Origin of the sequence: Lysinibacillus sp. C5.1 (genome assembly GCF_016350185.1) — a bacterium.
In the GTDB taxonomy this organism is placed as follows: Bacteria; Bacillota; Bacilli; order Bacillales_A; family Planococcaceae; genus Lysinibacillus; species Lysinibacillus sphaericus.
On record NZ_CP066226.1, the window covers coordinates 2,335,528 to 2,349,833 of the forward strand.

Genomic DNA, 14,306 nt, shown 5'->3' on the forward strand with positions numbered 1-14,306 from the left:
TTATTCTTCTTTTAAAAGTTTAATGGCTTCTTCAGCTGTGATTTCGCCATTTTCCAACATAGTGACAACTTTTTTTTCGTCGATTTCATTTTTCTTTTTTGGCTCATATCCAAGGGATGAAATAATGTCTGTTAACTTGCCTCTTACCGTTGGATAGGAAATACCCAATTCTTTTTCAACTTCTTTAATATTCCCTCTGCATGTCAAAAATACTTCCACAAAATGCAGCTGATCCTTTGATAAGGAAGCCAGCTTTGATAATTCAAATTCATTTTCAATCGTAGTGTGACAATGAGAGCATTTTAGCCTGGTTATTTTTAATGTTTTACTACAGACCGGACAATTTGTAATTACTTTATAAGCCATAGTGTGACATCCTTTCTATTTGTTGATTAAATTATATAATAAAAAATCAATAAAATAAACATTAAAATTAAATAAATTAATTTTATTAATAAAAAACTTCAATAATTTAATCTTTTGTATTAAATTGTAGTTTGATTTTCGATTTATAAGAGCAATAGGAGGAGTGACGTATCACTAAATATGAGTGGTTTTTGAAATTGGAATATATTCTTGAAAGAAGGGGGGTACAATTATGTCTAACTGAAAGTATATCGTGTAGTGAAGCGTATATAATCATGATGAAATGTCAGGAAAGATGTAATAGGAGAAGCCCCGCCGCTATCTATTGAAGATAGATGGGGGGCTTTTATTAATCATAGAAGTACATCAGTTGCTAAGTTAATTACGATGCATTAATAGTTTGCTCGATTTGTTCTTGTAAAACATGTACAGGTATAAACAATCCTACTCGTCCATAAGGCTCCTTTTTCATGGTGGCGAACACAATACCAATAACATCACCGTCTGTATTAAGAACAGGGCTCCCACTATTGCCTTTGTATACAGGTGCTTGCATCATCATAACGGGCACCTGCCAATCATCAAGATAAATTTCTTTTAGTAATGTTCCTTTATTTGCAATACCTGTGAAAGCTAGTGGATTACCAATGAAATAAACTGCCTCATCTTCTTGATAACTAGGGCGATTGGCAAGCGTTAACGACGGTAGATTGGTACCAGTAACTTGCAAAAGAGCTAAATCGACTTCAGGAAAACTTTGTACTAATTGTGCTTCCATAAGCCCTTGTTCTGGAAAGACAACAGACAATGTAAGCGCATATTCCACCACATGGGCATTTGTTACTATTAAGCCATCTGGAGAAATGACAAAGCCTGTCCCTTTACTAGAGCCAGTAGAGACTTCAACAATCGCTTTTTTATACGTTTGAATATCTTCTTGCTTTGATAATTGGCTAGAGACCTTGAGAAATTCAATAGCTGGTATCGAGTAAATTTGGAAAATCAGCGCAAATGTATTCATAAATAAGACGAACGCCATGCACCATATCATCCATTTAATAATAGGCTTCTGCTTCTTCGGCTTGCTTCCTTGCAGTCGTCTTTCCCGTTCTTCAGCTAAAGCCTTTTGTTGCTCTGCCAGAACAAGTTCAATCAATTCCTCTTCTGTTAACTCTTCTTCAGTAGTGTGCTTATGTATATCGCTCATGTAAGCTACCTCCTTACTTAAAGAAAAAGGCGCCAGAGAGACGCCGATGTAGACAATTTATTCGATTTTTTGAAGCGTTGAAGTGACCGTAAAAACTTCTTCTTTATTTGTTTTCATTTCGTCTTTAGTATGGATCAGCCCCACACCTTTGGCAAAGTATTTTGTCGTCGTCATGTTGTCCTTTGTTTTCCTAAGCTCAATTACATTGTGGAAAGTGGCGAAGCTCGTTGTGATAGCGGCAGTAGTCGATAGAATGACCCAACCATCAAAGCGATGCCCAACTTGCAGCGGTTGTTGTAAAATCGTTTCCATAACCGGAAAGGATGCTATTTCTTGAGCTGTTGGCACTGTAGGAGCTTCATCGACCGCTTCCATATAAACAAGTTCTATTGCGGTATTTGTAATACGATAAACTTTTAATAAAATGACACCGCCATTATTTTCGATTTGTGCAATTGACGTTTTATCGATATAGCTTGTCTGAAGTGTGTAACTAGCAAATTCGTTGCCTTCACCTTGAAAATAAGCTGTTGATCCATCTGGAGGGAAATAGTCAGTTATCAGTCCTGCATCTAGCTGTTTTGTATTTTGCTCATCTGTTTGGGTCTTGTCATGATTCGTTGCAAGGCTAGCTTGTTCCTGACGCTCAGTTTTTGGATTGTTTGCACAGCCAACAAGAATGAGTGCTAGACATAAGAATATGATTTGTCTCATATCCAACTCCTTTGCCATTTTTCTTTAAGTATACGTGAAGTGACGACTAGATACGAATATTAACAGAACCAGCTCTCTAAAAATGTAATGCGTTTTTGCGTTGCATCCACTTTGACACGTAAACCAAGTGGCATTGCGTGCAATGGGTGTGTATGACAACAATCCACCTCCGCCAAGATTGGGATGGCTAACCCGTCCAGCTGTTCTAACAGAACATCGTATGGTTTTCGTCCTGTTCCTTCATCATCGTATTGCTCATGTTTACCTAAAATAATTGCGGAAATGTTGTTAAAGAAGCCATGTAATTTTAGCATGGCGAAGTTTTTCTCCACTACAGCAATCGTTTTAGATGTATCTTCTAACAGTAAAATATCGCCTTCTTTTATTTGTGGGAAAAAGGGGGTTCCTATAAAACCATACATTGTATTGATATTGCCACCAATTAAACGACCTTCCGCACTTCCTTGTTGTACGGTAATCCATGCATTATCATGTTGTGTTTTTTCTACAGTTTTTTCAAGCCAATTAATACGGTCGTCCGTCCAGATAGGGGGAGTGGGCATTTCATAAGGAATTGGCACGTCTTGCATAAACAACTCTTTAAAATATTGTTCTGTGTAGTTGACGAATGGTGGGAATTCACCGAATGTGGATGCAACAGAAGGACCGTAAAACACCGGAATGCCAGTCTTTGCATAGATAGCAAGTAGGATGGCTGTTACATCCGACAAGCCCACAAGTATTTTAGGCGTTTGTTGTAACGCTGCATAATCTATATAAGGCAACATACTATTTGCATTTGTGCCTCCCATCGTAGGTAATATCATTTTCACCGTAGGATCCCGTAGTAAATCATTGAGCTCTTGTGCACGCTCCTTTGGCGTACCAGAACGGTATGTATCACTTTTGCCAGTTAATAGACCTTCCTTGATGGTAAAGCCGAGTGCCTGTAATCTTGCCTTACCTCGTTCATAACGTGCTTTAGCAAGTACTGAAGCTGGTTTGGAGGGCGAATAAATACCAATAGTATCGCCTTGTTTTAATGGGGAGAACATAAAATACCTCTTTCCAATTATTTAAGTTGTAGCCCATTATACATGATTTTACAACTATATGGGTGAACTCTACTACTTTATGAAATAGATGCTACTATCAACAGAAATTTAGAACATTTGTAGCAAAGTTGATATTGTTATGTATGTTAACCACATTCTAGGAACTTGCGATACTGTTTAGAATTGACTATGATAATGTCAGAGTCAAAAAATGGGGGCGATTTGATGTATCGACAAGTAGAAGATTTTCTAAACGACTGGTCAATTGCAGCGGAAGGAACGGTTCAAGTACTAAAAGCAATAACGGATGACAAGTTAGAGCAATGTATTGTTGAAGGGCATAATTCGTTAGGTTGGTTAGGCTGGCATTTAGTTGGTGCAGCAGGCTATTTTAGTTATTTAGCAGGTTTAACAGTGCCGATGATTCGTCAAGAAGATCCAGTTCCAGCTACAGCAGCTGAAATTGTAGCGACCTATGAAAAGTTAGCCAATAGTATTAAAGAGGAAGCGGCAAAGCTATCAAATGAGGGCTTACTAGAAGAAGTGAACGGTTTTAAAGGACCGATTTCTAGAGGCGCATTATTACGCGCAATGATTGATCATCAAACACATCATCGTGGACAAATGACTGTACTATTACGACAAGCTGGTTTACCTGTACCAGGTGTATTAGGACCAACGAAAGAAATGCAATAATCTAATGAGACGGCAAATACAAGCAGTATTTGTCGTTTTTTAATTTCCAAAATAAAAACTCCCCCAAGTAAGTGGGGGAGCATCATACTATGAAACGTTATTTAGAGAAAGGTTTAGTTTAAACCTTGGCTGTCTTTCCACTCTAAAAACTCATCATAAGTTAACTGTTTGTCTAAAATCGTACCATCTTCACGGATTTCAATGACACGGTTAGCAATTGTTTGGATGAACTGATGGTCATGTGATGTGAAAATCATGGCACCTTTGAAGCGGATTAACCCTTCATTTAGCGCTTGAATGGACTCAAGGTCAAGGTGGTTCGTTGGTTCATCAAGTAAAATAACATTAGCAGTTGCTAACATCATTTTAGACAACATACAACGCACTTTTTCTCCCCCTGATAAGACAGAAGGGGATTTTTTCACTTCTTCACCAGAGAATAGCATGCGACCTAAGAAACCGCGTAGGAAGCTTTCTGTTTCATCATCAGGTGAATATTGACGAAGCCATTCTACTAATGATTTTTCAGAGCCTTCAAAGTATTTATCATGATCGTTTTCGAAGTAGCTTTGAGATGTTGTGACACCCCATTTAAATGTACCAGCATCTGCTTCTTTTTCTTCCATTAGAATATCAAGAAGCGCTGTTTTTGCCATCGGGCTACCTAGTAATACGATTTTATCGTCTTTATTCATTGAGAAGCGAATGTCTTTAAATAACGTTTGACCTTCTTGACTCGCTGTCAAACCTTCCACTGTTAAGACATCATTACCGATTTCACGACCGATTTGGAAGTTGATAAATGGATATTTACGGCTAGATGGTTTAATATCGTCAAGCTCGATTTTATCCAACATTTTTTTACGTGATGTTGCTTGTTTTGACTTTGATGCATTGGCAGAGAAACGAGCAATAAACGCTTGTAATTCTTTAATTTTCTCTTCTTTTTTCGAATTTTGGTCTTGCGCCATTTTTTGCGCTAACTGAGAAGATTCATACCAGAAATCGTAGTTACCCACATATAATTGGATTTTAGAGAAATCCAAATCCGCGATATGTGTACATACTTTGTTCAAGAAGTGACGGTCATGGGATACGACGATTACTGTGTTTTCAAAGTTAATTAAAAATTCTTCTAACCATTGAATTGCTTTTAAGTCAAGGTGGTTGGTAGGCTCATCCAGTAATAGAACATCTGGTTGACCGAATAAAGCTTGTGCTAATAATACTTTGACTTTGTCAGAACCTTCAAGGTCACCCATTAACATATAATGAAGGTCATCTGAGATGCCTAAACCGTTTAATAATGTTGCAGCTTCTGATTCAGCTTCCCAACCGTTTAGCTCTGCAAATTCACCTTCTAATTCAGCAGCACGCATGCCATCTTCATCAGAGAAATCTTCTTTTGCATAAATTGCATCTTTTTCATTTTTTACATCATATAGGCGTTTGTTACCCATAATAACAGTATCTAATACTGTATGCTCATCATATTCGAAGTGGTTTTGTTTAAGGACAGATAAACGTTCGTCCTTACCCATAGAAACATTTCCTTCTTGTGCTTCAATTTCACCAGAAAGAATTTTTAGGAATGTTGATTTTCCTGCACCATTTGCCCCGATTAAACCGTAGCAATTCCCCGGTGTGAATTTTATATTTACGTCTTCAAATAGTTTACGATCGCCATAGCGAAGACCTACATTACTTACTTGAATCATGCAAGTTCCTCCTTTTTTCACAATGGCTCTAGTATATCATGAAATATGTTCCATAGTCTATAAACATTATGACAGCAACGTTTATCGTTCATTGATTTAGTGATTAGCCCTGTTGCTGCCCCAACTACTTCTAAACTGTTACTAAATAAATATACATTCATACCTCGATTTAATAAGATTGTGCAATGAGTATGTCGTAAACCATGCAAAGTAATTTTGTGAAGTGAAGTTTAAGCAGAAAAGGAGATTTTACCTATTAACTGAGGAATTGGAACAACAAACGTTATCTCTGTTTTAAATGAATTGTAATGCAGGGTATCACAGATTGTAACTTGATACACTTAATTAAACCAAAATTGGTGATAATTATTGATAAAGTTAGTTATTTGGCAATTTGCCCTATAAGTAAATATAAAAAAGCACCGTTTCTCGCATTAAAATTGAGAAATTCTCGTTACTCTAGAAAAGCGCACGATTGTGGAAAATCATAACCATATTTCTTCTTAAACTAAAGCCTTCGTTCGTTTAAAAAGAAAGGCAAATCTATAAAGAATAGTACATAATTATTATACGGTTCACCTTAATATAGTTAGTTTCCATTATATATATATATGTGTGTTTACCAGCGATTCATCGCTATTTTCACCAAGACAATGTATAATAAGAAAAGCAGAAGAAGAATTCATTTTTCCTCTAGTGAAAAAAAGAGGTGCACTCACTTGAAACAATTTGAAACAGCATTACCTGAGCAGTATGAAACATTAAAAAAACAGGCCAATTATACGTCTAGCTGGCGAGAGCGTTTAGCCGCAGTCGAAATATTATCGGCTTATCAACATGACAAAATCATAGATATATTAAAAAATCGTATGGAACATGATACTGTCAACAAGGTCCAATTAGCAGCCTATGAAGCACTTGTGGCGCTTGGCGAGGACGTAGAGAAACCATCACCTGCACGTTTTGATATTATCAAAGGAACAGACAAAATTTTCCTACGGGTTAAAAAGAGCTTGCCAAAGGACCATACAGTGGCAGATTTTGCGGATAAACTAAAACGTATGCGTTTAGATGTCTTTGATGCGTATGAAGGCGACAAAGGTGCAGAATTTATGAACTGGTTAGAGGAACGTTGGGCAAAATTGTAACAATAGTTTTACGACTTATGAAAGCAAGTCATTCTCTCCGATTGTGGAGGGAATGGCTTTTTCTTATCTTACGCTGCGGTTCATCGAAACTAATATTAAATTGAATTACTTCTTTTATTGATTATCTATCTTTCTTATTTAATTATAAAACAAACAACTTATTAAACTAACCTGCTCCTTTATTTAAAGTGTAAATCTGCACAATTTCTTAGCTCCATAACGATTTTCTTTAAATTTTGTTACTCAAGAAAATGGCCCGATTGCGGAACAAGAACAATCCTGTCTATCAACCTCTGTTCCAAAACTCGTAATAATCGTTTACATAACAACTGAAAAAAGCATTAACAAGGGTAGGAACAATCCTTATAGTTAATGCATTTATGAATCATTTATAATAAAGTTTGATTAAAATCTTGTGTTGATCGGCCGGGTTTTTTTGTTTAACAAACAGACCAGTTAACGGAATAAATAGGTAACTTAATTAACCTTTATCCGTCTAAAAATCTAAGGAGGGATAATGTGAAAGTGTCAAGATTACTCTGGGGTTTGGTTATTTTCGTTTTATTAACTGCTGTTGGATGTTCTAATTCAGCGGATAAAGCCAAAGTAGAAGTTTATACAACTGAAAATTCTAGTGCGGGAGAGATTTTAAAATTAGATCCTGAAGCCGATATATTTCAATTCAATGGAGTGATTTATAAAACTGGAATTGATTGGGTTGAAGAACTAACTTTAACAAAAGACGAGCAGGTAGGACAAATAAAAACAAAAAACGATACAGATACCAACTTTGAAGACGAAATGTCGAACAAATTACCTGTTGGTGCAAAAATCTTTTCGGTTAAAGAAAAAGAAGAAATTGGAGGACCAATTTTACTCGTTGAATCAGAAGGTAAGCTTTATAAATACTATGGGCTTGTTGAAGGTTAATCAATTTTCAAATATCCCAAAATGGCACGATTGTTGAACAACATAGCTTGAAAATGTTCAAACTTTTTTATAAAAATCTCATATAACCATGCAGGACTAATAACAAATTTAGAAGCGGAAGAAGTAGCTAAACAATGACATGATTTGCATAGCGCACTGTTGCAACTAAATCCATAATTAAACTTACATCTTTTCTTAAAAATAGATTTCTATGAATTTAAAGCTGAACTCTGTGTTTTAATGAGTTCAGCTTTTGTACTATAAAGATTTGATTTTATTCTAATAATACATTATTGAACAATTAAATCGGTAGTGCTATACTTTAATTTGTAATTTAATACAATAATTGCTAGGAGAGCTGGTGTTGCCAGCTGAGAGTAGAGCCGTAAGCTCATGATCCTTTTACCTGATCTAGATTATGCTGGCGTAGGGAAGCAGATAGGATATTGTCTATTATACAAGTCCTTGTTTCCTTATTGTGGAAGCAAGGGCTTTTTTATCTTTCATTAATGGGCTGTATAACCCTCATCTAAAGATTGAGAGAAGCGAAGAAGAAAGATGGGGGATAACTGCCTGTAAAAGCCGATTGGTTCGACTAACCATCAAGTGGGGATGAAGAAGTCCCGCTTGATGGAAGTTGCACTTTATTTGCTATAACATTTTAATTGAATATTGAAAAGACCACTAGGGGTGCACGGATGTGCTGAGAGAGGAAACTCAACTCTTTGAACCTGATCTAGATCATACTAGCGAAGGGAAGTGGCTTACTTTTTGTACTTCAATGTACAAGATTTATAGCCACTTCTCTATGCTTGAGGGGTGGCTTTTTGTATGGAATTATAATGAAAGGAAGTGAACAACAACTTAATTTCTATTTTAGATATGAAAGAATAGGATGATTTAAGAAATGAATAAAAAAATAGCGCTCCATATCATTACAGATGGCCAGCATTCACTACATGAAGTGGTCCATTTTGTAACTAAGTTTGAACCCTATATAAGCTATTTGCATATTCGTGAGCCAAGTTGCACTGCTTCTGAACTCTTTGATTGTATAAGAAAATTAAAATATGCAGGCTTTCCATTACAAAAGATTGTGATTAATGATCGAATCGATGTTGCACTTGCTGCGGATGTTTCTCATGTGCAAATAGGTTATCGTAGTATTCCTGTAGCTATCGCAAGTGAGAAGTTCTCAAATCTTAAAATTGGTGCATCTATTCACTCTCTTGAAGAGGCTACAAATACAAAGGCCAATTGGTTACTCTATGGACATATTTTTGATACAGAAAGTAAGAAAGGAATCGCTTGTCGTGGAACAAAATTATTACAACAGCTTGTAAGCAATGTATCTATTCCTGTGATTGCTATCGGTGGAATCACTCCGCAAAATACAAAAGAAGTATGTGCGTCAGGAGTTTCAGGAATTGCAGTGATGTCAGGAATTTGGCAGGCAAATGACCCTATTGAAAAGGTAAAAGAATATGCTCTTCAACTTAAGGAGTGGGAAGACGAAAAGTTTCGATAGTATGATCATCATCGGTAGTACAATCGCACATTGACTTGCTGAACGCGTTTTCACGTAGCAATTCTTGAGAAAAAGGTAATTGCAGAGGGTGCTTCACATGTAGCTGCTGGATTACTAGGGGTTCAGCACAATGGGATGACGATCCTTTGTATGAAATGGTAAGAAAAAGTCGAACATTATTTCCAAAAGTAGCCGAAAAAATCCGTGCAAAAACAGGTATTGATATAGGGTACGAAGTGAAAGGAATATACAGGATTGCAAATTAAGAAGAAGAATTTGAACGTATTCAACAAATTCGCTTTTGGCAAGTATCAGCTGGAGAAGCAGCATTGTTGCTTTTTTCAGAAGAATTAAGAAATTTTGAACCAAATGGAAGTGATTTCCTTAAAAAGTAATCGCCCATTACTTAATGCTCCTATATTTTTAAAACGATTTTATATTGTATCAAAACGTTATAGTAAATACGTCACTGGTGCAACGATAGAGCCAAATTTATATCAAGAAATGTTAAAGCAATGAGTATTGTAGACATATTACAAAAGGCATTTTCTATTGTTTCAGCCCTACAAGATGCGAGTTGGGACCGAACATGGGCAGGATTACGAAATGGAGGCAGACGTTATATGGAAGTACATTCGACAATTCAAGGGCAATTTGTATCAACAGGACATTATCGTTATAGCATATTGCTAAGCCCATTCGTAGGAGAATATATGTCAGAATTAATGGTGAAACACTATGATTATTAATGGAAATAAGATGGAAGTTCCAGACCATGTGAAAACAATTGAGAGCTTATTGATTCACTTAGGGCTTCAGGAAAAAATAGTTGTTGTCGAACAAAACGGCGTAATTTTGAAAAAAGAAAATTATTCGACAGTGGTTAAGTCTACTGATTCTATTGAGATTGTTACATTTGTCGGAGGGGGTTAACATGTATCAAATTGGACCATATACATTTACTTCAAGATTATTACTAGGAACAGGGAAATTTTCAGATTTTGATATTCAAAAAGGAGCAATAGAAGCATCAGAAGCTGAAATTTTAACATTTGCTGTGCGTCGTATGAATATTTTTGAACCATCCCAGCCTAATTTGCTAGATAAAATAGATTTATCAAACTATCGATTATTACCAAATACTGCTGGTGCGAAAACAGCTGAGGAAGCAGTACGTATTGCTAAACTAGCAAAAGCATCTGGGTTATGCGATATGGTGAAAGTTGAAATAATCGGGTGTGATGATACATTATTGCCTGATCCATTAGAAACATATCGTGCATGTGAAATGCTTTTAGCAAAAGGGTTTATTGTACTACCGTATACTTCAGATGATGTCGTTCTTACTCGGAAATTACAAGAACTGGGGGTTCATGCCATTATGCCAGGTGCGTCGCCAATTGGTTCAGGACAAGGAATTTTAAATCCATATAATTTACAAGTTATCATTGAACAAGCGACAGTACCTGTTATTGTAGACGCAGGGATAGGTACTCCGTCTGATGCAGCACTTGCTCTTGAACTAGGTGCGGATGCAGTCTTGCTAAATTCAGCAGTTTCTGGTGCGAAGAATCCAGTGCAGATGGCAGAAGCTATGAAACTAGCAATTCATGCAGGTAGACTAGGTTTTGAAGCAGGAAGTATAGAGAAAAAAGAGCGGGCTCAAGCTAGTAGTCCTTCACAGGGGATGAGTATTATTGATTAATCGCTATTCAAGACAGGAACTATTTTCATTTATAGGACAAGTTGGCCAAAAAAAAATTCAACAAAAACACGTACTTATTGTTGGAGCAGGAGCATTAGGTAGTAGCAATGCCGAAATACTTGTACGTGCTGGAATAGGTAAGTTATCCATAGTGGACCGAGATTATGTAGATTGGTCAAATTTACAACGCCAACAACTATACAGTGAAGAAGATGTGTTTCAACATTTGCCAAAAGCTGTTGCTGCAAAACAAAGATTAGAGAAAATTAATCGTGATGTGCTGATTGAAGCGTTTGTTCTAGACATTTCGTCATCTGAACTTTTTGCGTTTCAAGATGTAGATCTAATCATCGATGCAACAGATAATTTTGAAACACGTTTCTTACTAAATGATTTTGCAGTCAAGTATGAAATTCCATGGATTTACGGAGCATGTGTAGGTAGCTATGGTATTACATATACCATTTTGCCGCATGAAACACCTTGCCTACACTGTTTGATGGAAATCATTCCTTTATTCGGAGGGACAACTTGTGATACTGTAGGAATTATTGCGCCTACAGTTACGCAAGTTGTGTCACATCAAATGGTAGAAGCATTGAAAATCTTAGTGGAAGATTGGGAAGCAATCCGAAAAGAATTATTGGCATTTGATTTGTGGAAAAACGAGCAAACAAAGATCAATGTAAAAAGTTTAAAAAAGTCTACATGTTTGACTTGTGGATTAAACCCAACCTATCCATATTTAACGAAAGAATCAATCACCAAGGTTGCAGTACTATGCGGTCGTAATACGGTTCAAATTCGTCCTGCAAAAACAAAGTTAGTTAATATTATTGAGTTTGAAAAGAACCTGGCTCCACATGTTCAACATTTGAAGTCAAATCCATTTTTAATTCATTTTCAAGTTAATCAAAATCAGATTATTCTTTTTCGGGATGGACGTGTATTGATTCATGGAACGAATGATATTGTAGAAGCGAAGAAAATCTATCATCAATATTTTGGATGAGGATAGGTATAAAATGTTCCATATTTCCGAGGGCAAGTAAGATTTCATGTAATGGACATCATTTTCAAGATTTATCTGACCAAGAAAACTATCGTTTAAAAGCAAAAGTAGATAATGCAATAATTGGTACGAACGTGAAAATTGTTGATGAGTTAGGCGATGAAGTATCACATGATAGCATATCTATTGGGGAAGTCATCGTCAGAGATAATATTGGGATGAAGGGCTATTGAAAAAACGAACAAGCAACAATATTGTCGATAAAAGATGAAAGACGGCGACCTTAGCCGTGTATTTAAGCTAGTTTAAATTATTTTTAATACCTCTTTTAAGTTAGTATAAAAATGAAAACTTAGAGGAGGTTTTTTTATGTACAATCAACACATTTTGTATTTCAACGTTTTCGACTTTTTCAACCTAATAATCTCGAACTGCTAGCGAGGGAGACAGGTCAATTGAACAAATGCTAATAAAGCATATCCATCTACTCTTTCAATCATATCAGCAGTATTGCTAAGGATAATAATCCAGCAAGCGAGAGAAGATACAAACATGGTAAACTTTTATATGTACTACCCGATAAAATATTTTTGAAGTGGTAGAGCGCAATTTAATGCTCGAGGAGCGAAATTCCATAACTTCGCTCTGAAGGAAGGTGAGTATTTGTATAAAATTATGATTGTTGAAGATGACAAGGCATTGTCAAATGGTATTGCTCTTGCTTTGCAAGGGAGTGAAATGGATGTTCTGCCATTTCACAGTATTCAATCGGCAAAAATGCAGTTATCTAATACTAACTTTGATTTGTTGATATTGGACATTAATTTGCCTGATGGGAACGGACTAGACTTGCTGTGCGAAGTGAAAAGAAACAGTACTATACCTGTAATCATGCTCACAGCAAACGATATGGAAACAGACATTGTAGCAGGACTTGAAATGGGAGCAGATGATTACATTACTAAACCATTTAGCCTTGCCGTGTTGCGTGCAAGAGTAAATACGCAGCTCAGAAAACAAGTGGTCACAAAAGGAAATCAATTTAAACAAGATCACTTTGTTTTTGACTTTGACCGCATGGAATATTTTAAAAACGGAAAGGTAGTTGAGCTGAGTAAAACCGAGCAAAAACTGCTAAAAATTTTAACAGCCAACAAAGGCGTTACTTTAGAACGCAGCGTATTGGTTGAACGTATTTGGAGCGATGGCGCACATTATGTGGACGAAAATGCTTTGTCTGTTACGCTAAAGAGATTACGGGACAAGCTTGAGGATAACCCTACAAAACCCGTATATATAAAAACAGTGTATGGTATAGGTTATTTATGGGCGGTGAAATAAATGGCGTTTTTTAAAGCAAATAAGGTCATTGATCGATTAAACAAAATGATTGATAATGCGATAGAGGGAAGACCAATTGAAAATGGATTTGATGAAAGCAAGCTGTCTGCGCTGGAAACTAAATTATCCCACTACCTTACAGCAAACAGTGCCACAAAAATACAGTTAGCTGACGAAAAATCACAAATCAATCAACTGATTTCCGATATATCTCATCAAACGAAAACGCCTCTTGCTAATATTCTGCTCTATACTCAACTTTTAGCGGAAAGTGAGCTGTCTGACTATGATCAAAACTGTGTGGCAGCTTTAACGCAGCAGGCAGAAAAATTAAACTTTCTTATTTCTTCTCTTGTAAAAGCATCTCGGCTTGAAACGGGAATTATTACAGTTACCCCTACAAACAACAACGTAGCGAACATGCTTGAAACGGTTATAGAGCAGGCTACACCGAAAGCTATAGGAAAAAACATTGCTTTAACGGTAGATAGTAGGGATGTAGAGGCAGTCTTTGATCCAAAATGGACAGTGGAGGCACTATACAACATTGTAGATAATGCCATTAAATATACACCAAGTGGCGGAAGTGTCCAGTTATCTGTCACTCCGTATCAGCTTTTTTGCAGGATTGATGTGGCCGATACAGGACTCGGTATTTCAGAGGATGAAACGGCAAAGATTTTTTCTCGTTTTTATCGTTCACAGGAGGTAACCGACAAAGAAGGCGTCGGCCTTGGTCTTTACCTTGCGAGAGAAATCATTACAGCCCAAGGCGGATATATAAAGGTCAAGTCTAGGTTGGGAGTTGGCTCTGTTTTCTCGGTGTTTCTTCCAATAAAAAATTGAATTCTTTCAGCACTGTTAGATTTGATTTTGCTTCAGAAAG

At 36.5% G+C, this 14,306-nt stretch carries 15 protein-coding genes, 1 pseudogene and 2 riboswitches; of the genes and pseudogenes, 11 read left to right on the forward strand and 5 right to left on the reverse strand.

Annotated elements, in window-relative coordinates:
* The 4 genes from I5435_RS11305 to I5435_RS11320 form a co-directional block, all read right to left on the reverse strand.
* A complete protein-coding gene (locus I5435_RS11305) occupies window positions 1-366 on the reverse strand; it encodes a DUF2089 domain-containing protein (protein WP_024361649.1) in 366 nt (121 codons plus the stop codon).
* A 382-nt stretch (window positions 367-748) separates the two neighbouring features.
* Window positions 749-1,573, reverse strand: a complete 825-nt coding sequence (locus tag I5435_RS11310; protein ID WP_337983839.1) for a S1C family serine protease — start codon at window positions 1,571-1,573, stop codon at window positions 749-751.
* 57 nt (window positions 1,574-1,630) lie between these two features.
* A complete protein-coding gene (locus I5435_RS11315) occupies window positions 1,631-2,287 on the reverse strand; it encodes a hypothetical protein (protein ID WP_337983840.1) in 657 nt (218 codons plus the stop codon).
* 59 nt (window positions 2,288-2,346) lie between these two features.
* Window positions 2,347-3,342 (reverse strand): S66 family peptidase, encoded by a 996-nt coding sequence (locus I5435_RS11320; protein ID WP_024361652.1) that lies wholly within the window; start codon window positions 3,340-3,342, stop codon window positions 2,347-2,349.
* A 225-nt stretch (window positions 3,343-3,567) separates the two neighbouring features.
* Between I5435_RS11320 and I5435_RS11325 the strand changes: the two genes are divergently transcribed.
* Complete coding sequence (locus I5435_RS11325; protein ID WP_337983841.1) at window positions 3,568-4,038, forward strand: DinB family protein; 471 nt, start codon at window positions 3,568-3,570, stop codon at window positions 4,036-4,038.
* A gap of 113 nt (window positions 4,039-4,151) precedes the next feature.
* Here I5435_RS11325 and I5435_RS11330 read toward each other — a convergent pair whose 3' ends face one another.
* A complete protein-coding gene (locus I5435_RS11330) occupies window positions 4,152-5,756 on the reverse strand; it encodes an ABC-F family ATP-binding cassette domain-containing protein (RefSeq protein WP_024361654.1) in 1,605 nt (534 codons plus the stop codon).
* A 719-nt stretch (window positions 5,757-6,475) separates the two neighbouring features.
* On the opposite strand from I5435_RS11330, the gene I5435_RS11335 reads away from it, so the two are divergent.
* The 10 genes and pseudogenes from I5435_RS11335 (at window position 6,476) to I5435_RS11380 (ending at window position 14,266) form a co-directional block, all read left to right on the forward strand.
* Entirely contained in the window at window positions 6,476-6,904 is a 429-nt protein-coding gene (locus tag I5435_RS11335) for a HEAT repeat domain-containing protein (RefSeq protein WP_024361655.1), read from the forward strand.
* 519 nt (window positions 6,905-7,423) lie between these two features.
* Window positions 7,424-7,834, forward strand: a complete 411-nt coding sequence (locus I5435_RS11340) for a hypothetical protein (protein ID WP_337983842.1) — start codon at window positions 7,424-7,426, stop codon at window positions 7,832-7,834.
* A 341-nt stretch (window positions 7,835-8,175) separates the two neighbouring features.
* A riboswitch (TPP riboswitch) is annotated at window positions 8,176-8,284 on the forward strand.
* 226 nt (window positions 8,285-8,510) lie between these two features.
* A riboswitch (TPP riboswitch) is annotated at window positions 8,511-8,609 on the forward strand.
* Between the two features lie 132 nt (window positions 8,610-8,741).
* Window positions 8,742-9,362 (forward strand): thiamine phosphate synthase, encoded by a 621-nt coding sequence (locus tag I5435_RS11345; protein WP_337983843.1) that lies wholly within the window; start codon window positions 8,742-8,744, stop codon window positions 9,360-9,362.
* Window positions 9,319-10,111 (forward strand): annotated as a pseudogene (locus I5435_RS11350) (FAD-dependent oxidoreductase). Before I5435_RS11345 ends, I5435_RS11350 begins: the two are co-directional and overlap by 44 nt.
* Complete coding sequence (gene thiS / locus I5435_RS11355) at window positions 10,101-10,295, forward strand: sulfur carrier protein ThiS (RefSeq protein ID WP_337982253.1); 195 nt, start codon at window positions 10,101-10,103, stop codon at window positions 10,293-10,295. Before I5435_RS11350 ends, thiS begins: the two are co-directional and overlap by 11 nt.
* A gap of 1 nt (window position 10,296) precedes the next feature.
* The gene (locus I5435_RS11360; RefSeq protein WP_337982254.1) at window positions 10,297-11,067 is read left to right on the forward strand and encodes a thiazole synthase; all 771 of its coding nucleotides are present in this window, start codon (window positions 10,297-10,299) and stop codon (window positions 11,065-11,067) included.
* Window positions 11,060-12,079: a MoeB/ThiF family adenylyltransferase gene (locus I5435_RS11365; protein ID WP_229389747.1), complete on the forward strand. Its 1,020-nt coding sequence runs from the start codon at window positions 11,060-11,062 to the stop codon at window positions 12,077-12,079. The genes I5435_RS11360 and I5435_RS11365 overlap by 8 nt, the downstream gene beginning before the upstream one ends.
* Complete coding sequence (locus I5435_RS11370; protein WP_337982255.1) at window positions 12,076-12,312, forward strand: hypothetical protein; 237 nt, start codon at window positions 12,076-12,078, stop codon at window positions 12,310-12,312. Before I5435_RS11365 ends, I5435_RS11370 begins: the two co-directional genes overlap by 4 nt.
* Window positions 12,313-12,742: 430 nt before the next feature.
* The gene (locus I5435_RS11375) at window positions 12,743-13,420 is read left to right on the forward strand and encodes a response regulator transcription factor (protein WP_024361663.1); all 678 of its coding nucleotides are present in this window, start codon (window positions 12,743-12,745) and stop codon (window positions 13,418-13,420) included.
* Entirely contained in the window at window positions 13,421-14,266 is an 846-nt protein-coding gene (locus tag I5435_RS11380; protein WP_024361664.1) for a sensor histidine kinase, read from the forward strand.
* Window positions 14,267-14,306: the final 40 nt, after the last annotated feature.